Origin of the sequence: Streptomyces sp. NPDC019890, from assembly GCF_044903445.1 — a bacterium.
Lineage (GTDB): Bacteria > Actinomycetota > Actinomycetes > Streptomycetales > Streptomycetaceae > Streptomyces.
This window is the reverse complement of record NZ_JBJDQK010000018.1, coordinates 39,585-58,359: the sequence shown is the minus strand read 5'-3', so window position 1 is coordinate 58,359 and position 18,775 is coordinate 39,585. Positions and strand designations below refer to the sequence as shown.

Below are 18,775 nucleotides of genomic sequence, written 5' to 3'. Positions count from 1 at the left end.
GGGTACCCTATCGCTGCGCGATATGCAAGCGAACAACCGGGCTGCGCCCGGTTGTTGCGCTCCCGCTCCGCGGGAGCGCTGACGGGCCGCGGCGCGGCCCGCACAACCTGACTGCTGCGCAGTCAGGTTGACGCCTCGTCCGCTTCGCTCCCGAGGCAACGGGACTTCGTCCCGCCCACCGGGTTTCCGCTGACGCTCCAACCCGGTGGGCGGGTCCGCTGCGCTCCCCCGCCTGACGGTCCTTCCGGCTGCGCCTCCAGTCCCTTTGGGCCCGCTGACGCGGGCCGGGCTGGCTACGAGGGTGGGGGGTTCTCGTTCCGGGTCGGGGTTTAGTGCAGCGCCTGCCTTGACTTGATGCAGCATGTAGGATTGGGGGAATGAAGGAACATCCTCTGGATATTGCTGCTCGAATCTAGAGCAAACGCTGAAAATAGGTTGGAGGCGTAGGTGGATGGTGACAGGAATTTTGTGAAGCCTTTTGGTGATCTGGAGAGATGGACGCCCGTGCACGAAGCCGTGGAAATGAGTGAGTACGAGGTGCTCACCGCACTCCTGGACGCCGGAGCAGACCCGAACGAGCTGTGCTTCGGTCATACGTTGCTCACTCACTCGATCGACGTCGAGGGAGACGGTCATCTGCAATCGGGGCACCCGTTGAACACTGCTGCCACCGCGATCCTGTTGGCCTACGGCGCTGATCCGCGCCTGTCGGCCGCCGATGGGGAGACCCCCCTGCAGATCGCTGAGCACTACAACCACGAACCAGCGAAGCGGCTGCTCCAACGCTTCCTCGCACGCAGTGAGAAGCCTGGGAACTGAACCGTCCGGTAGAAACCTGGAGCTGAAATCTGTGCAGCATCTTTGTGCGGAGCCGTGCCGCCACACCCCGCACACGTGACATCGCGGCCTGATGGACCGTCGGGAAATACCTCGTCAGAAAGGCTGTAAATGACCGAGATTCAGCTTCGGGAACACCAAGTAGAGGCACATACACGAATCCGTAGGTGGGTGGGATGGCCTGCGAGGTCATCTGTGCCCCCTCAGGGTGCCCGTGGCACGGTCGTGTCAGCGACCGGATCCGGGAAGACGATCACAGCCGCTGCGGCCGCGCTCGATTGCTTCCGGGACGGCCGGATCCTCGTGATGGTGCCCACCCTGGACCTGCTCGTACAGACCGCCCAGGCGTGGCGCCGGGTCGGCCACACCGCGCCGATGGTCGCGGTGTGCTCGTTGGAGAAGGACGACGTCCTGGAGCAGCTCGGGGTGCGCACCACCACCAACCCTATCCAGCTTGCCTTGTGGGCCAGGTCCGGGCCGGTGGTCGTGTTTGCCACGTACGCCTCCCTCGTGGACCGCGAGGACCCCGAGGACATCACGGGCCGGGTGAAGGTACGCGGCCCGCTGGAGGCCTCTCTGGCAGGCGGAGAGCGGTTGTACGGTCAGTCGATGGACGGCTTCGACCTCGCCATCCTGGACGAAGCCCACGGACTCGCCGGGGACACTGGCCGACCGTGGGCGGCGATCCACGACAACACCCGGATCCCGGCGGACTTCCGGCTGTACCTGACCGCCACCCCGCGCATCCTCGCCTCGCCCCAACCGCAGAAGGGCGCGGACGGCCAGGAGCTGGAGGTCGCGACGATGGCCAGCGACCCTGCAGGCACCTACGGCGAGTGGATTTTCGAGCTCGGGCTGTCCGAGGCGATCGAGCGGAACATCCTCGCCGGGTTCGAGATCGACGTGCTGGAGATCCGGGACCCCTCCCCCGTGCTCGGGCTGTCGGAGGAGGCGCTGCGGGGCCGGCGCCTGGCACTGCTGCAGACCGCGCTCCTGGAGCACGCCGCGCGCCACAACCTGCGTACGGTCATGACGTTCCACCAGCGGGTGGAGGAGGCGGCCGCGTTCGCGGAGAAGATGCCGCAGACGGCCGCGGAGCTGTACATGACCGAAGCGTCCGACCAGGCTCTGGCCGACGCGGACGCATTGCCGAAGTCGTCGATCGACGCGGAGTTCTACGAGCTGGAGGCCGGCCGCCACGTGCCCCCGGACCGGGTGTGGTCGGCGTGGCTGTGCGGCGACCATCTCGTCGCCGAACGCCGCGAAGTCCTGCGCCAGTTCGCAGACGGCATCGACGCCGACAACACGCGCGTGCACCGGGCGTTCCTGGCCAGCGTGCGGGTCCTGGGCGAGGGCGTCGACATCGTCGGCGAGCGCGGGGTGGAGGCGATCTGCTTCGCCGACACCCGCGGCTCCCAGGTCGAGATCGTCCAGAACATCGGCCGTGCCCTCCGGCCGAACCCCGACGGCACGGCCAAGGTCGCACGGATCATCGTGCCCGTCTTCCTGGAGCCCGGCGAGGACCCCGGCGACATGGTCGCCTCCGCCTCGTTCCGCCCGCTCACGGCCGTCCTTCAGGGCCTGCGCTCACACTCGGAACGCCTCGTCGAACAGCTCGCCTCCCAGGCACTGACAAGGCAGCCGCGGACCAAGCCGCACCACCTCGTCCGCGACGAGGACGGGCGGATCGTCGGGGCCAGCGGCGTCGGCGCCGGCGCCGAGGAACTGGACGGCACGCAGGGTGCGGTGGAGTCCGCGCTGCTGAACTTCTCCAGCCCCCGCGACGCGGCGACGATCGCGGCGTTCCTGCGCACGCGGGTGTACCGGCCCGAGTCGCTGGTGTGGCTGGAGGGCTACCAGGCCCTGCTGCGCTGGCGGAGGGAGAACGGGATCACCGGCCTGTACGCCGTGCCCTACGACACCGAGGCCGAAGCCGGCGCCACCGAACGCTTCCCCCTGGGGCGCTGGGTCCACCAGCAGCGGCGCACCTACCGCGCCGGTGAACTCGACGACCACCGCCGGGAACTGCTCGACGAGGCCGGGATGGTGTGGGAACCCGGCGAGGAAGCCTGGGAGAACAAACTCGCCGTACTGCGCTCCTACCACCGCGCCCACGGCCACCTCGCCCCCAGACGCGACGCCGTATGGGGCAACACCGACAGCGAACTGGCCCCGGTCGGGGAGCACATGGCCAACCTCCGCCGCACCCACGGCCTCGGAAGGAACCCCGAACGCGCCACGGCCCGAGCAGTACAGCTGACCGCGGTTGACCCCGACTGGAACTGCCCCTGGCCCCTGGACTGGCAACGCCACTACCGCGTCCTCGCCGACCTTGCTGCCGACGAACCCGACGGTGTCCTGCCCGACATCAGGCCCGGAGTGCTTTTCGAGGGCGACGACCTCGGACGGTGGCTGCAGCGACAGTCCCGCGAGTGGTTCCAACTCTCCGAGGAGCAGCAGCGGAGACTCTCAGCACTGGGGGTGAAGCCCGCCGAGCGGTCGTCGCCAGCCGCCCAGGATGGCGCGGAGAGCGCCGGGGGAAAGACGTCGACGGCCTTCCGGCGGGGGGTCGCGGCCCTTGCCCAATACATCGCGCGGGAAGGCAGAACTGTTGTTGGAAGGGCACACGTTGAAGAGCTGCCGGACGGTTCGGTGGTCAGGCTAGGAGTGTTTCTGAGTAACCAGAAGGCCAGGCGTGACCGTCTGGACGCGGAGCAGCGAGCAGCCTTCGCTGAACTGGGCTACGCCTGGGCCGTAGAGCAGTCCGAGCGCGGCTGACAGCACGTCTGCGGGGTCGGGGGCGCCCGGCAGGACCGGCGGACCTGGGTCTCTGGCACGCGTTTCCCTTTGGCTTGTTATGCCCATTACCGGATGAGCCGACAAGACGTTTGGCTCTGTGTGCGGAGCGCGGAATGGGATGCGGCAAGGGCCGGGCCGGCCGATGTCGGAGCTGTGGACGTACGGTTCTTGGCTGCGGGCGGGACGACGGAGTGTTCGCCGTGGCTGGCGGCGGCCGCCGAAGTGGCCTTCGAGCAGTGTCCGCCGCTGAGGCCGTTTTCAGCCCGCATGGGCAAGCGCACGGCGCCGGGATGGTGGTGGTCGGCGACCACCGGACGGCTCGTGCACTACGGGTCTGGGGCGATGCGGCTGCATCTGATGCTGCTCGACCGCGATCCACGCGTCAGTGGCCTGGCCAGTCGGCCACTGGAACTGCGGTGGCGTGCGCCGGACGGAGTGCGTACGCATGTCCCGCAGGTAATGCTCCGGCTCACCGACGGCCAAGGGGTCTTGGCGGACTGCACCGCCAGAGGGGAGCTTTCTCAGCGGCAGCGGTCCCTCGCGGCGGTGGTGGGCGAGGTGTGTGCGGCGGTGGGCTGGCGGTACTGGGTGCTGGGCCCGGTCGATCCGGTGTATCGGCGCAACGTGACCTGGCTGGCCGGGTACCGGCATCCGCGGTACCAGGCAGAACGGCAGCTGGCTGCGGCGTTGCGGGAGTCGTCCGCCGACCGTACGCCGCTGTGGGAGGGCGTGCACAGGACAGGGGATCCGGTGGTGGTCCTTCCCGCGCTGTTCCATGCTCTGTGGGCGGGGCAGCTGTCCGCGGATCTGGGCGCTCCGATGCATGAGCGGATGCCGGTGTGGGCGCGGGCGGCGTGATGGGTGCACGGGGCCGGGTGTCCGGCGGGCCGGTGGTCGAGGTGGGGGCCCGGGTGCGGTTCGAGGGGCGGGCCTGGACGGTAGCCGCCTTCGCTGGCGGTCAGGTGCGGCTGATCGCCGAGAACGGCGAGATGGCGGCGCTGCTGCTGTCGCTGTTGTTCGCCGACGAGGGGTTCGAAGTTGTGCATGCGCCCGCCGCCTGCCGGGTGCCGCCGTTGGGGGGCCGGCGCCGAAGAAGCCCTCGTCCACGCTCGCTCCTACACCGCCGAACACGGACACCTCGCTCAGGTCAGCGCGACCACCGTGCACCACGGATACCCGCTGGGCCGATGGCTCGCCGGCCAACGAAGCCAGCAACAACGCAAAGTCCTGTCCCCCGAACGGCAACAGGCTCTCAATGCCATCGACCCCTGGTGGTGCCCGCCCTGGAACCTGCGCTGGCAACGCTACTACTACCGCGCCCGCGACACAGCAGACAGCCGCTTCCTCCAGGCCGAGAACGGCTTTGATGACCTCGACGATTCTCGGGCCGCCGACTGGCTGTGGCGCCAGTGCGCCACGTACGACGAACTCCACCCCAAGCAGCGGCAACTCCTCGCCGACATCGGCATCACCACCGACGTGGCCCGCACGGCCCTGCACCATGCACGTACGGCCCCAAAATCACCGGCTGCCGCCTCGGCTCCAGGGACAAAAGACAAGACCAGCCAAGCCAGAAGGGCTGCAGATCCTCCAACTCCCACCGGTCAGCGTCGCGCACGGCGTGCCGCCGAGCCGAAGCGTCCCCGCGAGCCCCGCAGCCGCCTCGGGCACCGCCCCGATCTGAGGCCGGGCTTCGAAACAGCCCTGGCACACGCCCGGGCCTGGCACGCCGAACACGGCCGCCTCGCAGCTCCCCGCGACACCCGGCACCACGGCTACCCCCTGGGCATGTGGCTGTTCAGCCAACGCAACCGCGCCAACAACGCGCCCGCGCAGGGCTGCCGCCCTCACCCCACCTGACCGAACTCACCGCGATCGACCCCTGGTGGAACCCTCCGTGGGACCTGCACTGGCAGCGCAACTACTACCGCGCCCTCAACCACATCAAAGCTGGCGAACCGTTCGACCCCGTCGCCCGGATCCCTGCCCCGGGCACCGTCCTGGGCAGTTGGATCACCCGGGCGGGTCTCCAGTACGACCAGCTCCACCCAGACCAGCAGCACCTGCTGAACGCGATCAGCATCACCGCTCAGACAGCCGAACAGTGGCCGCCCAGCCCTCGCCCCCGGCCCCACGCCGAAGCCCTCACGCACGCCCGTACCTGGGCTAGCGAACACGGCCACCTCTGCCCTCCCATCAAAACCGTCCACAACGGCTTCCCCCTCGGCGAATGGCTCAACCGACAGCGCGAACTCGCGAAGAAACGCAGCAGCCCCTCCCCCACCCAGCAGACACTCGCCACGATCGACCCCTGGTGGAACCCTCCCTGGCCCATCCTGTGGCAACGCGCCTACCACTACGCCCACACCCACCCCCGCCACCCCACCACCCGCCAATGGCTCCAAAACCAGCGACGCACCTGGCCCCTCCTCCACCCCCACCAACAACACCTCCTCACCACCACCGGACTCATCGCAGGCTGAACACCGCCAACACCCGTACCCGGCTCCCTTCCTGTCCCGACAATGGGCAGATGGCCGACGCGCACTTCTTCAATGACGAGCCCTTCCTCGACCACGAGGAAGGGCCTGATCTGCTCGGACACGGGCAATACGCCCAGCATGTGCTCAGCCTGCTGGACCGTGTACGAGCCCAGACCGAAACCGGTGTACTCGCGCTGATCGGCTCCTGGGGCTCCGGAAAGTCCAGCGTCCTGGGCAAAGTGACACGCCGGCTACGGGAAACGGAGAATGGTGAAGGCTGGCTGATCGCGGAACTCAACCCATGGCTGTACTCCGATCTGGAGTCCCTGACTCAGGCGCTGTTCAGCGAGATCCGCGAAGCCCTCCCCAAAGACGAACGGTGGTCCGAGGCGCGGCAGAAGATCGGTGGGTTCGGACGGGCAATCAGCCCTCTGGGGAAAGCCACTGCCGTCTTCGGCCTGGACTCGGAGGGACTGATCCAGGAGGTCAGCAACCGCGTCAGCGGCGACACGAGCGCGTCCGCAGCGAAACGCAAAGCTGAAGAAGCCCTGCGCAAAGCGGGCCGTCCGGTCCTCGTCGTCATGGACGACCTTGACCGCCTCACCCCCGAAGAACTCCTCGTCGTCTTCAAGCTGGTACGCCTGGTAGGCCATCTACCAGGCGTGTACTACCTGATCAGCTTCGACGAACGGACCCTGCTGGACGTCCTGCAACGCAGTGAGCTGGTCGGCAACAGCGAGCCCCGCGCACGCGAGTTCCTGGAAAAGATCGTCCAGGTCCGGCTGGACCTTCCCGCGTTCCGCGAGCGCGACGCCGACCTCCTGGTCGACCGCTCCCTCGCCGCAGTCCTCGCCTCGCACAGCCTGACCCTGACGCCTGGCGAGCAGCAGCGGCTCTCCGAGGCCTACTACCGGCACCTGCAGGCCCGGCTGCGCACCCCGCGCGCCATCAAACGGTTCTTCGGCCAGGTGGATGCCACCCTCGGCCAGCTCACCGGCAACGTCGACATCGTCGACTTCCTGCTCGTCACCTTCCTACGCACCAGCGAGCCCCGCGCCTACCAGTTGCTGTGGCAGCACCGAGCCGAACTCACTGGTACCAGCGTCGACCTGCCCTCGCGCCGCGACGAGCGGCCGGAACAGCGCATCGACCGCTGGCGCACCAGGCTGCAGGACACCGGCGTCGCAGAGCAGCACCTGGACGGCGTGATCGGCCTGATGAGCATGCTGTTCGCACCACTTCGCCAAGCACTCGGCTACGGCGCCGGCACCCAGGCCATCGCGCTGCGGCGCGGCATCGGCAGCATCGACTACTTCGACCGGTACATGGTCTTCGGCATCCCCGACGACGACCTTCCCGAGCACACCTTCGACACCGCCCTGCAGCAACTGGCCGACGGCGCCGCAGAAGCCGAAGCAAGCGAACTGCTCCTGCGCTTGCGCGACGACACCCAGCGCATCACCCGCCGCATCCAGTACAAACGCGCTGCCGCCACTCCCCTGCCAGTGGCCGCACTCCTCAAAGCCGCAGCCCGGCAGTACGGCCACCTCACCTCCACCCCTCAAGGGGTCTTCGGCCTGTTCACCGCGGACCGCGCCATGGACTTCCTCGCAAAAGACCTCCTGACCGACCTGGCCGAGCCCGAGCGGCCCGCAATCCTCAAGACCATGGCTGAAACCCCCGACGGAGCCGTCCTGGCTGCCCGCACCCTGCAACGCGTCATCGCCCGGGAGGACTCCGACAGCCCGGACCACACACAGGCAGCAGCCACCCCCGGCTGGATCAGCGAGGCCCGCTCCCTGATCAGCCACGAGATCGCACAGCACCTCACCCCCGCCGTCAGCCGCCCCATCCACGAACTCACCGAGCTGGAGATCACCCTCATCTGGGCATGGCGCCACGCCGAACCGGAGGCTGCCCGGACCTGGATCAGCCAGCGTCTCGACCAGGAGTGGGCCCCGCTCGATCTCCTCGCCGTACTCCTCCCGCCCGACCGGGCGCCGTCCCCCGTCATCGACAACGACACCCTGCAAAGCCTCGACGCGCTCATCGGCCTCGAAGCGCTGTACAGCCGCCTCCGCCTCCACCTCGACGCCCCCACAACAGACCCCGACAGCCCTCAGGACGAACACCGGGCACGCATCCTCCAAGCACTCCGCGGACACCGCGGCAACATCCCGGGCAGCGGCTGACCACCACCCGCCCCACGCATGCAGACAACACGGAGCAGCAAGCCGTGACAGACAATCCGTTCGCCCTCGCACCCGAGCAACGGCAGCGCCACGTGGACGCCCGCTCGCCAGGCGCCCCGACTGCCGAGCGCACCTCCTCGCCTCCGCCCGCCAGACCTACACCGACACCGTCAGCCCGTACGACGAGTAGACGTAGGCGTGTTGGCCATCCGTGCTATCGGCCGCGCGGCCCGCTGCCGGCGCTCTCGGGACCGGTTCCAGCGCGGGCAATACCCAGGGTTGTTCGGCACTGACGAGACGGCTGGCAAGGGGTAAGACAGGCCTGCCACCCGCCGTCGAGAGCCCCTGTGACCGCTTGGCACAGTCGGCGCACGCCGCGGTTCAAAGGGGCCGGCTCCACGAGCGGAGCCACGCATGCGTCGGCCGCCCCTCTTGCTGAGCAGCGAATCGAGCGCAGCGAGGTCCGGCCACGCTGAACTGTCGGACTGCGCCATCCGTCGCAGATCCCGCGCAGGAATGGCTGTGCGCAAATCCCGCAACGCGCGCATCCTGCTATTGCCATCCAACAGCCACAAGCCAATGTTCCTCTTGCCCCCGGCAGCCTTGGCACCGACCCCTTGGGTCCCCAGGGCCTTCGGCCGGCCCCGCGAAGGCATCCACTCGGACAGCTTCCACCGGAAGTACTCGCTGTATGCACTGCTTTCCGGCATGGCCCGCTTGGCATCCCGGGTGTCCGGGAACACCGCGTCAGTCTCTGTGTAGTCGAGAAACCGGTAGGGCATCCGCCGCCCTTTCCGTGAGCGCACCACCCTGAACCATGGGTTGGACAGCGCTGTGGGAGCCGCTGCGCGCTTGGCGGGCTGCTCAGCCCGCGCACCGCGGTAGGCAGCCTGCTTGCACGCGTCGCTGCAGTACTTGCGCGTACGCCCACGGGCCTTTTGCACGAAGGGCGGCGTGGTACAGCCGACACGCTGGCACCGATGGACAGGTACCTCTTTGACACCCTCCCAGACCAGGGCCGAGTGCTGCGGACCCGTCCGGCTCAACAGCTCCTCACGCAGTTGGGGCCCGAACTCCGAGTCCCGCAGTCTGATCAGCAGGCTCCTGATGAGCTCCTGCAAGCCCTCTACCGTCCAACCAAACTGTCGGGCCATCTGAACGAGTGGAGCCCCGTGCAGATAGTCGAGCAGGAGCCGCCGTTCGGAGTCCCGCAACACCTTGCGCAGGGCACGCCCGAGGACGTCATCGCCGATCCGGCGGCTGACGGGATCCTTGTCCGGCCAGTACTGTTCTCGCCTCACTGCGCTCCTCCCCCGCCCGGCTCCGCAACTGCCGTACTGTCCGGCGACGTCGCACCGCCGGAGAGCGCGGGATCGGCCACCGGCCCCTGCGGGCTTGCCCCCGGTCCCGCACTGAGGCCAGCCTGCCCGACTCCCACCCGCAGCGACTTGAAGAGCCCCAGAAGCGTCCGCCCGCTGCTGTCCAGCATGACCGGCAGATCTTCGAGCCGCGCACGGCGGATAGCCAACGCAGCCAGAACGGCGTGGGCGACAAGCGCGGCCAGACAGACCAGGGCGAGCAACCCCACCACCGCCACAACTGCCCACGGGACGTCAGACATCAGCTTCGCTCCTTCGAGACCGAAAACGCCGATGGCCCCGACGCGTCTTCGCGTCGGGGCCATCGGCGTGAGGCATGAAAAAACCCCGCCGGAGAAGGCGAGGTCGTCTGGTGCAGGCACATGTGTGCCACCACCAAGGCGAGCATAGCCAGGTACAGCCCAAGCAAGACCGGTTCCCGGTATCGAAACCGCGTTTCCGCAGCTCAGAGGCGAGATAAGCAGGGAGGATCTCCAGCAGGACAAGAGAGTATTTCGTAACAACGCCTACCGGCGCCGGCTGCGGGACCCTCGCTCCGTCCTGCCAGGCATCTCGGCGACACCCGACTACGCGGCCCGGCGCATACCCGTGATCAGAGAAAGTGACCAGCGCTCAGAAGAAGATGGCTACAACTGATCAACGACCCTGATACCTGACAAACCCACAGCTCAGACTGCCACCGCAACCAACACCTCAGCCACCCAGCGATCACCTCCCGCCGCCCGCCCCCGAACACAGCCAGACGCGCGAACTGATCAGCCCAGCTCAGCCATCCGTGAACCGATCACAAAAACCGATCCTGGACAGCCGTACTCGCGGAACTCGGCGTGGAGTGGGCGTGAAGGCCGTCAGTCGGCCGGTGAATCGGATGGTCAGCGACGTACACAGCCAGGCACCCAGGACAAGCGTCCTGGGTGCTCGTGCCGTCAGCAGATTTGCCGCATGGGCCCCGTCGGTACAGGGTTTTGACGGTCTGGATGACGGCGTGGACACGGCGGTGCGATCTCAGTGGCCCAGCCCACAGGTCGTCAGCGCCGACGGAGGGAAAACGCCACCGCAAACGCAGCAACCAGCGCCGAGGCCACCCCACCCACCGCCCCGATCGGCCCGGTCAACGAGGGGTGGACCAGGCACAGGTAGAGCGTGGCGCCCAGCACCAGGACGAAGACGATTGCCAGCACCAGGAGCAGCACGGGGTCCGTGCCCGAGGGCTGCGTGGCCGGCGGCTGCTGGGACTGGTTGGCAGCGGTGGACATGAGGGTTCCCTCCCTGGGATGCCTGCGGACGGTCCGCAGGCGGAACGCGGAGCATGAGGCGCCCTCACCCCTTTCGTCACGGGGTGGCGGGCAGGCAGCAGAGTGCCGAGACGGCGGGGTTGAGGCCTGCAAGACGACCGGGATCACCGCCCAGCGGGTGCGGCCGTCTTCCTGGGCTTGCGCGGCCGTGTGATGGCGGTGCGCTGGTACTGGTGGGCCGTGGTGAAGCCGAGTGGGGAGAGCGGGGCTTTGGTGCGGTGCTCGCGTCGCTCAACGAGCCCAAGGGCGACGAGCTTCTTCAGCCCGCGTTCGTGGGTGTCTGGGGACCAGCCGTACCACTCGGGGGCTTTCTCCGCGGGGAAGGTCGACCAGTTCTTCTCGCGGGCGACGACCAAGAACAGGGCCAGGCCCGGCAGGTCCAGGTCCTCGTCACGGCCCAGCGTCCAGAAGGTGGTCGGTATCTGCAGGAAGCGGTTCTCCTCCGCGTCGCCCACGGGGCGATCGTAGGGCTTCCCGCTGCCGTCCTCGCGCAGGAGAGTGACCGTGATCATGGTTCCGCTGCGGTTGCACTCGATGAGCTTGCGCGCCTGCAGTCGGCGCAGGGCCCGCCAGGCACCAGTACGGGCGGACTGGTCGGTCGCGGTCTCGTGGATGTCCATCAGCCGCGCCCACACCGCGCTGTCGTGCGTGGTCGACCAGCCGTTGTCCCCGTTGCTGCACGCGGCCACGATGATCAGGTAGGCCTTGAGGCCCCGCAGGTCTCTCCCGGTCACGAAGTCCTTCAGGGGCCCATGGCGGCTGGCGGCCCCCTTGTTCGCCTGGACGAATGTCTTGCGAAGCGGCACGTTGGCCCGGATCGAACGGGTGAGGACCGCCGTACGCGTGTCCCGCCCGGTCGCGGTCGTCTCCTGTATGTCCCGCTTGGCGGGCGTCGTCGTCTTCATGCACCAGAAGGTAGCCAGCTGAGACCTGCAACCCCAAACGATCCAGCCTCACACGAGCTGACGTACCAGCAGATGGTCATGGACGTCCCAGCGGGTGTTTGTGAGGGCCGGTGAAAGTGCCATGTGACAGATCCAGGTGAGAGACCCAGCTGAAAGGTCAACTGGGATAACTACTGTTTGGGATGGGGGTACGCCTCAGCTCCACAACCCGCATGCCCGGCCGCAGCCGTCCCGGCACGACGGCGGGCCCGACCGACCGCCTTGCTCTTCCGGCCGCCGACCCGCTTCGCGCCCCTGGCCCCGTTACCGCCAGCGCCCACAACACGAGGGCACAGACGGCCCTCTGAGAGCCCTTCAGGCACTGCGACGGGGGAAGGTCGTTTCCCGCTCGGAGGCACCCAGCGAGCCGTACAGCGACTTCTTGACCGGCAGTCGTTCTATGCGCGCCTCGGCCAGGCCGGTGGGGCGGGAGGGGCTCACGTACGGATGGACGGAACAGGCCTGGTTATATCGGCGAGGCCACCGAAGAGTTCCGGGCGCTGGAGTTGACGGGCGCGCAGCCGAACAGTCGACGGGGCTCGCGGCTGTTCGGGATCTACAGGTCGAACTCGAGGTGCTCGATACCGGTGAAGCGGACCTCCTCCAGCTGGCCGGCGCGGCGGCCCATGTCCTGGAAGTACACCTCCTTGAGCGCTTCGGCGGCGATCTGCTGGAGCTGCTGGTCGCTGGCGCCCTGCTCCTGGGCGTTGAAGAGGCGGGCGGCGTACTGCGGCGGCAGCGCCACGGTCAAGTGCCGGAGGCGGTCCTCGTCCGTCGTCCCGATCGGCGCGGTGTAGCCGATCCGGGCGCGGGTGTCGATGACGATGCCGCCGGTGGTCGCCGCCTTCTGCCGCGCCTTGGCGCGGATCTGCGGCTGCCACCGCTTCTTCACTTCGGCCTCCAGGCGGGCGGCGAGGTCCGGGCGGGGCTTTTTGATCTGGTCCTTCACGTACCGCTCGACGGTGCGCTGGGAGATACGCAGCATCTGGGCGACGGCCTTGGTGCCCTTGAGCTGCTTGACCAGGTACCGCATCTGCGCGGGCGCGCTCTTGGGCGCCGGGCGGGTGAACGCCTTCTGCACCGCGGCCTCCAGGCCGTTGCCGAACAGGCTCATCGCGCTCTACCTACTCTCCGGTGTCCTGATCGGTGACGGTGCCGTCTTTGATGTACCGGGCGAGGTTGAGCTCGGGGGCGTTGAACTGCTCGCGGACACCCTCGCCCCACAAGACGGTCTGGGTGCCCTCCCACTTGACCAGGCCCGGGTTCACGCCGAGCTTGAAGCCGCCCGGCAAGGGCTTGCCGTCCCGGTAGGGCAGGAAGTCCAGGGGCGACGGCCCGTCGGAGGCGTAGACGGCGCAGTCCGAGAGGATGGCCACCGGGTACTGCCCGGTGAGGGCGGCGTGCTTGACGATCTTGCGGTGCATGTTGGTCCGGGTCCGGGAGATGACGGCGGCGCGGATGTCCGGGCGCCACGTCGGCCGGGCAAGGGCCCGCCACGGCTGCCCGGGCTTCCAGCCCTCCCCGCGCGGGCGCTCGCGCAGCTTGCCGATGCCGCCCTTCACCGTCGCCTTGACCGCGGACACCACGACCGCCAGTTCGGGGTCGCGCTGACGGTAGCCGTCCATCGCCGCGAGAAACTCCTCCGGCGACAGGTCGGCACCCACCCCGAGGTCGGCCATCGTGGCGAGGTACGCGTCGCGCAGCCGGTTGTACCAGCCGTCCAGGTAACGGCCGTTGTCGTAGCGCACCCACGCCTCGATCGGGCGTACGTCGTAGCCGAGCTCCACCGCGTACGCCACCGTCGGCGTCGCGTACCAAGCCGGCCCCGTCGGACGCTCGCCCTTCGGCGTGAAAGGGCTCGGCAGCAGACTGCCGTCCAGCTCCACCCACTTGTCCTTGGCCACCTTCACGCGGGACAGGTCGACGTGGCTCAGGTCGACCAGCCAGGAACCGGGCAGTTTCGCGTCGAAGACGGGGTTCTTGACGTGCGTTGGCGCGCCCAGGCCGACCGTGAGGCCGTTCGCGCCGGCGGCGAAAGCCATGTTCACGTCGATACCCACCAGGTGGGGACGCAGGCATTCGGCGTCGGTGAGCGGGCGCCCCCAGTCGTACGCCTCCTCCACCAGGACCTCGGCCGGGGTGCGGTGGTGGAAGCGCGGCAGGTCCGCCAGGACCGGGTGCCCGTCGGGGGCCTCGCACGGCGCGCAGTCCACCGGATCCTTCCCCAGCGAGCCGGGGTTGTGCTCGGAGTGCCGCTTGCCCGTCGCGTCCGGTTCGGAGGCGCGGGTCGGCGGGCGCAGGGCGGTCATCAGCTCCAGACCGGTCACGGCGGTCGATCCGCGCGGCGTCATCACGCGGGCCGCATACGTGCCCAGCAGCCGGGCCAGGTCCGCCGGCGGCAGCTGCCCCGTGTCGGCCCAGTGCCGGGTGTCGAGCGCGTCCCACGACGGGATGCACAACTGCACGCAGGATCGCTCCGCGCCCTGCGCAGGGCGGTAGATCCTCGCCCACGGCCCGAACCCGCGCTTGGTCAGCTGCCAGTCGGCGCGCGTCAACTGCTTGATGACCTTGTGTCCCTCCGGGATCCGCCCGGCCAAGCGCTCCTCCTTGGTGAGCGTGACCGGCAGGCCGTAGTGCTCACACGCGGCCCCGGTCAGCACGATCAGCGGGTCGGCGTCCTTGCCCGGCCCCGACAACTTCGGCTGACCGAGCCGCCCTTCGCCAAGCGTCCACTCCACCAGGGCCGCAATCGACTTCGCCGGTACATCCAGGACCAAGCCGCCGACGCAGTACGCCAGCACCTGACCATCTGCGTCGACGTCGACGACCGCAAGCGGACCGTTCTCGAACCGCGCATCGGTCCCGCCTGCCGGAGTGCCGGCGGGGGCGGCCTTCTTCGCGGCCGGACCGCGCGACGTCGGCCGGGTCGTGACCGCCGGACGCGGTACAGCGGCAGGAGCAGCGGGGCGGAGTGCGGTGTTCGCAGGCTCCGCAGCCGGGCCTGTGGGTGCGGTGCGGGCTTGGGCCGGTTCAACTGCCGATGGCGCAGGAGCGGCCGCAACGGCAGGCGTCTCAGGGATCGCCGTGTCCTCAGGGGGCACCGGAGCGTTGGCGGGGTAGAGCCGGGCGAGCTGCTTCAGCATGCGGGCGTAGGCATCGCGCTCCGGCGGCCGCGGCTCGGTCTTGCCGGCCTCCCAGCCGCCGACCGTCGCGCGCCGCACCTGCAGTGCGGCGGCCACCTCGTCCAGCGTCAGACCGTGCGCCTGGCGCAGCCGCTTGCGTTCCGCGGGGGGCGGCAACGGGGAGCGGGACGCGATGAGCGCGTCGACCGCGTCGAACAGCTCGGACATGCAGCACCTCCTGACCCGCAACCCTAGTATGAAGCGAACCTTTCGCGTACCAAACGCGTACGGATAGCGTGAATATCCGGGCTGTGCCGCGATGATCGACGGCATCGAGGTACGCCTGAGAGGGCGCCTCCACACCGCCCGACAGAGGCGGACTGGGCCCGATGACCACCAGCTCGGGGTCTGTCCAATGAACGGTGTAACTCGGGCTGTTGTGGTTACTGGCGGGCCGCTGAGAGGCGGCCGTCGAAGGTGATGCCGAAGGCGTTCAGGGCGGTCTTCCAGCGGCAGGTCGGCGAACCGGTCCAGCGCGGCCTCTTCGGTCGGCGCCGTGTAGACGGGCTTGAGGACCTTCGCGATCTTGTCCCAGTCCTGCCGGGCGGCATAGCGGAAGGAGCTCCGCAGCACACGACGCAGGTCTGGACGATCGTGGCCGGCCAGACCGTCCCGACCGCGTCAGGAAGTGCCTTCAGCCCGTCGCAGACGAGCGTGAGGACGTCGCCGACGCCGCGGTTCTTGATCTCGGTGAGGGGAGCGCAGGGCCCGGGCCAGGCGTAGCGGTGTGTCGAGGTCCGGCGGTGGCCGAGCACCATCAGCGTCCCCGGCTGCCGGTAAGCTCCCCCGACCCCAACCGCGCGAACTCGCCTCCGGGGGCGCGCCCGGCAAAAGCCGAGCGCAGCGGCGGCCCCTTCCCCTGACCGACGCCGCTCCCTTCATCCCTCACCACCCTCATCACCTTCAGGCAGCAGTGGAAAAGGCAGAGAACAGGGGAAGTCGGCGTGTCAGGGCCACTCACCACGGCCCCTGAACTGGGCATATGAGGGTGGTGACGCTCCGTGGGCGCCACTGTTGTTGCCACCGTTGGTGCCACTGTTGGTGCCACCGTTGCTGCAAGGGATGTTGCCGCACTCACCACGGGTGGGTAGCCGTCGGTGACCCCGTCCCGGGTTCTCCGGCAGCCGACCATCGCTGCGCCCCACAGGTGACCTGCCAGCTACTGCCACGGTTCAGCCGCCTGTCGGTGCAACCCTCCCCGCGGCCGGGACGGACTGCGGCAGGCGAGGCGAAGGCCAGGACGGTTCCACCGCCACGCCGCCCCCCGCCCGCCGCGTTCACGAACGGGCCGCCGCGTTCCTTGAGCATCGCCAGGACCTGGGCGCGGGCGTCGCCTACGGCCAGGCGCTCGATGTCGGTGATGATGCCGAGACGCCGCACGTGGGCGTACTCGTCTTCGCCCTTCCACTGCGGGCCAGGTCGGGGTCGATGATGAGGCACAAGGTCAGGTCGAAGGTGTCGAACCCGTCCTCGGTGCGGCGGGTGGGATGCTCGAAGTTCACGTACCAGTTCCGCAGCCCGGAGCCGGTGCAGAAGGCGTTGATGCTGAACCATGCCGTCGGCGGCTTCCACAGCAGCAGTGCGGTGTCCTGCCACCGGCCGGCGCGAGCTCCCACTTGCCGGTGACCATCGCGTCGAACACCTCGGTGCGTACCGGCCGGTTCCCATCGGCGTGGGCCTTGGCGCACAGCGAGGTCGTTCGGCCTCGCTCGTCGCCCGTGGTGCGTCGTCGACATAGAGGATCACTTCGGTGGCGCCGGTCTCGGTGAGGGTTTCGAGTGCGGAGCCGAGCATGGCCCGTCCAAGTCCACGCCCGCGGGCGCCGGGCTCTACTCCGACCGGCGGTGGCCGCCGACAGGCGCCAACGCTCACTCTCGGGGGTGAACCAGATGTGCGGAATCGCAGGACTGGCCGGGCCGGACGCCCAGTGGCACCAGACGACGGTGAAGGCCATGGGCATCGCCCAGCACTACCGCGGACCGGACGGCACCATGCACGCCGCATCCAGCGACGGGCGGGCGGTGCTGGCCATGAACTCGCTGCTGATCGTGGACCCGCTCGCCCACCCCGGCCCCTACCTGGACCGCACCTCGGGGGTGCTGCTGGCCTTCAACGGCGAGATCTACAACTACCGTCAGCAGGCCACCGCCTGGGGCATCGAGCTCGCCGAGAAGGAGACCGACGCCCATCTCGTCCTGAAGGCCTGGACGAAGCTCGGACCGTCCTGCCTGGACGGGCTGGACGGCATGTTCGCCCTCGCGGTCTACGACCCCCGCGTCGGCAAGCTGTTCCTGGCCCGCGACCGACTGGGCGAGAAGCCGCTCTACTGGCGCCTGGACGGTGGCCGGCTCGCGTTCGCCTCCGAAGTCAGCACTCTGACCGGCTACGGCCAGACTCCGCTGATCGTCCGCCCGGAGATGCTGGCGATCGAGACGCCGGTCAGCCTCGACACCCCGTTCCAGGGCATCCAACTGCTGGCCCCGGCGACGTTACTGACCTTCGACGTCGTGAGCGGCTCACTCGACCAGACGACGTGGTGGCGGGTGGAGAACCGGCTGCCGTTCGCGGGCGACTACCGCCAGGCCCTGGCTGCCTTCTCGGTCGTGCTGGCCGACCAGGTTCCGCTGCGGGCCCCTGGCCGCGACTTCGCGCTGCTGCTGTCCGGCGGCCTGGACTCTGCGCTGCTGGCCTACCTGATGCGGCCGCCGGTCTGCGTCACCGTCTCCTACCCGGGCCAGGACCGCCTGGACGAGTCGCAGACCGCGGCCCGGATCGCAGCTGACATCGGCGCCGAACTGGTCGTGGTTGAGCCGGACCACATCGACTTCACCAAGATGCTGCCGCACATGATGTCCGCGCTGGACTACCCGATGGGCAACGCGTCCACGTTCTCCGAGCACATGGCTTACCGCAAGGTCTCCGATCTCGGCCTGAAGGTGGTGGTCGGCGGGCTCGGCCCGGACGAGTTCCTGATGGGCTACATCCGCCATGCCCTGGTCCTGTTCGGCCCAGACGCCGTCCTGACGGCAGGCCTGGACGCCTACCGGCCCCTGGCCGCCAAGCTCCTGCACGCCGCGGGCCAGCAGCTGGAGCCGGCCGAGGCGGTCACCCGTCTCATCCTGCGCGGCCCGGACCCCGACAACCGCATCCGGGACCTGGTCGCCGACGCGATGGAACGGGCCGGCGGCGACCTGGCCAGGGGACTGACCCTGGCCGATCTGGCGACGGCCTGGCGGCCACTGGTGATGACGAGCGACAAGCTCGCCTCCGCCTGCGCGTTAGAGCGCCGGTCCCCTTACCTGGCCCGCGATCTGGTCGAGCCGTCCTACCGGCTCCCGGCCGAGCACAAGATTGCCGATCCGGCGGCGGGCAAGCGGATCCTGCGGGATGCCGCCAAGGCCCTGGGCCTGCCCCGTGAGCTCTGGGGGAGCCGGGACAAGCTCGGCTTCGCCTCCCCGGTCCCCACCTGGCTGAACGGCCCGCTGGCGGGCTGGGCGGACACCCAGATCCACACCGCGCTCGCCGAGGCTCCGCCCTCGCTGCGGCCCCTGCTGACGGGCGGCCTCAAGCCCGGCGGCCGGTTCGACCGCACCAGGATGCAGGCCCTGCTGGCAGCCGCCTGGTTTTCAGACCAGACCGTGAGGGCTGCCGCATGATCCTCAAC

General features: G+C 69.0%; 14 protein-coding genes and 1 pseudogene. 7 read left to right on the top strand and 8 right to left on the bottom strand.

The genetic code is table 11. The features are described 5' to 3' along the window. Positions 1–447 precede the first annotated feature (447 nt). The 6 genes from ACI2LP_RS31645 (at position 448) to ACI2LP_RS31620 (ending at position 8,311) form a co-directional block, all read left to right on the top strand. Positions 448–819, top strand: a complete 372-nt coding sequence (locus ACI2LP_RS31645) for an ankyrin repeat domain-containing protein (RefSeq protein WP_404727971.1) — start codon at positions 448–450, stop codon at positions 817–819. 129 nt (positions 820–948) lie between these two features. Further along, entirely contained in the window at positions 949–3,615 is a 2,667-nt protein-coding gene (locus ACI2LP_RS31640; RefSeq protein ID WP_404727970.1) for a Helicase associated domain protein, read from the top strand. 288 nt (positions 3,616–3,903) lie between these two features. Continuing rightward, complete coding sequence (locus tag ACI2LP_RS31635; protein WP_404727969.1) at positions 3,904–4,494, top strand: TnsA-like heteromeric transposase endonuclease subunit; 591 nt, start codon at positions 3,904–3,906, stop codon at positions 4,492–4,494. 186 nt (positions 4,495–4,680) lie between these two features. Continuing rightward, positions 4,681–5,496, top strand: coding sequence for a helicase associated domain-containing protein (locus ACI2LP_RS31630; protein ID WP_404727968.1), 816 nt, complete (start codon positions 4,681–4,683; stop codon positions 5,494–5,496). After that, on the top strand, positions 5,427–6,119 hold the full coding sequence (locus tag ACI2LP_RS31625) for a helicase associated domain-containing protein (protein WP_404727967.1): 693 nt from the start codon (positions 5,427–5,429) through the stop codon (positions 6,117–6,119). The genes ACI2LP_RS31630 and ACI2LP_RS31625 overlap by 70 nt, the downstream gene beginning before the upstream one ends. Before the next feature lie 50 nt (positions 6,120–6,169). Continuing rightward, complete coding sequence (locus ACI2LP_RS31620) at positions 6,170–8,311, top strand: P-loop NTPase fold protein (RefSeq protein WP_404727966.1); 2,142 nt, start codon at positions 6,170–6,172, stop codon at positions 8,309–8,311. A gap of 1,297 nt (positions 8,312–9,608) precedes the next feature. Here the strand turns inward: ACI2LP_RS31620 and ACI2LP_RS31615 are convergent. From ACI2LP_RS31615 to ACI2LP_RS31580, 8 genes and pseudogenes are all read right to left on the bottom strand, one after another. After that, positions 9,609–9,932: a hypothetical protein gene (locus ACI2LP_RS31615; protein WP_404727965.1), complete on the bottom strand. Its 324-nt coding sequence runs from the start codon at positions 9,930–9,932 to the stop codon at positions 9,609–9,611. Between the two features lie 786 nt (positions 9,933–10,718). Then, a complete protein-coding gene (locus ACI2LP_RS31610; protein ID WP_404727964.1) occupies positions 10,719–10,946 on the bottom strand; it encodes a hypothetical protein in 228 nt (75 codons plus the stop codon). Between the two features lie 143 nt (positions 10,947–11,089). Further along, positions 11,090–11,890, bottom strand: a complete 801-nt coding sequence (locus tag ACI2LP_RS31605) for a hypothetical protein (protein WP_404727963.1) — start codon at positions 11,888–11,890, stop codon at positions 11,090–11,092. 354 nt (positions 11,891–12,244) lie between these two features. Continuing rightward, positions 12,245–12,370 carry a hypothetical protein gene (locus ACI2LP_RS31600; protein ID WP_404727962.1) on the bottom strand — a complete coding sequence of 42 codons (126 nt, stop codon included), beginning with the start codon at positions 12,368–12,370 and terminating at the stop codon, positions 12,245–12,247. Between the two features lie 115 nt (positions 12,371–12,485). After that, positions 12,486–13,043 carry a telomere-protecting terminal protein Tpg gene (gene tpg / locus ACI2LP_RS31595; protein WP_404727961.1) on the bottom strand — a complete coding sequence of 186 codons (558 nt, stop codon included), beginning with the start codon at positions 13,041–13,043 and terminating at the stop codon, positions 12,486–12,488. Between the two features lie 10 nt (positions 13,044–13,053). Next, positions 13,054–15,279, bottom strand: a complete 2,226-nt coding sequence (tap, locus tag ACI2LP_RS31590; protein WP_404727974.1) for a telomere-associated protein Tap — start codon at positions 15,277–15,279, stop codon at positions 13,054–13,056. Positions 15,280–15,585: 306 nt separating this feature from the next. Beyond that, positions 15,586–15,827 (bottom strand): annotated as a pseudogene (locus tag ACI2LP_RS31585) (transposase); the annotation flags it as partial. 618 nt (positions 15,828–16,445) lie between these two features. Continuing rightward, positions 16,446–16,727, bottom strand: a complete 282-nt coding sequence (locus tag ACI2LP_RS31580; RefSeq protein ID WP_404727960.1) for a DUF402 domain-containing protein — start codon at positions 16,725–16,727, stop codon at positions 16,446–16,448. A 273-nt stretch (positions 16,728–17,000) separates the two neighbouring features. Between ACI2LP_RS31580 and ACI2LP_RS31575 the strand changes: the two genes are divergently transcribed. Further along, the gene (locus ACI2LP_RS31575) at positions 17,001–18,767 is read left to right on the top strand and encodes an asparagine synthetase B family protein (protein WP_404727959.1); all 1,767 of its coding nucleotides are present in this window, start codon (positions 17,001–17,003) and stop codon (positions 18,765–18,767) included. The last annotated feature ends 8 nt before the right edge of the window (positions 18,768–18,775 follow it).

Coding starts and splice junctions, on each gene's coding strand:
- ACI2LP_RS31640 (WP_404727970.1), top strand. CDS start 949: ATGACCGAGATTCAGCTTCGGGAACACCAAGTAGAGGCACATACACGA.
- ACI2LP_RS31575 (WP_404727959.1), top strand. CDS start 17,001: ATGTGCGGAATCGCAGGACTGGCCGGGCCGGACGCCCAGTGGCACCAG.
- tap (WP_404727974.1), bottom strand. CDS start 15,279: ATGTCCGAGCTGTTCGACGCGGTCGACGCGCTCATCGCGTCCCGCTCC.
- ACI2LP_RS31630 (WP_404727968.1), top strand. CDS start 4,681: ATGCGCCCGCCGCCTGCCGGGTGCCGCCGTTGGGGGGCCGGCGCCGAA.
- ACI2LP_RS31615 (WP_404727965.1), bottom strand. CDS start 9,932: ATGTCTGACGTCCCGTGGGCAGTTGTGGCGGTGGTGGGGTTGCTCGCC.
- ACI2LP_RS31620 (WP_404727966.1), top strand. CDS start 6,170: ATGGCCGACGCGCACTTCTTCAATGACGAGCCCTTCCTCGACCACGAG.
- ACI2LP_RS31605 (WP_404727963.1), bottom strand. CDS start 11,890: ATGAAGACGACGACGCCCGCCAAGCGGGACATACAGGAGACGACCGCG.
- tpg (WP_404727961.1), bottom strand. CDS start 13,043: ATGAGCCTGTTCGGCAACGGCCTGGAGGCCGCGGTGCAGAAGGCGTTC.
- ACI2LP_RS31635 (WP_404727969.1), top strand. CDS start 3,904: ATGGGCAAGCGCACGGCGCCGGGATGGTGGTGGTCGGCGACCACCGGA.
- ACI2LP_RS31610 (WP_404727964.1), bottom strand. CDS start 10,946: ATGTCCACCGCTGCCAACCAGTCCCAGCAGCCGCCGGCCACGCAGCCC.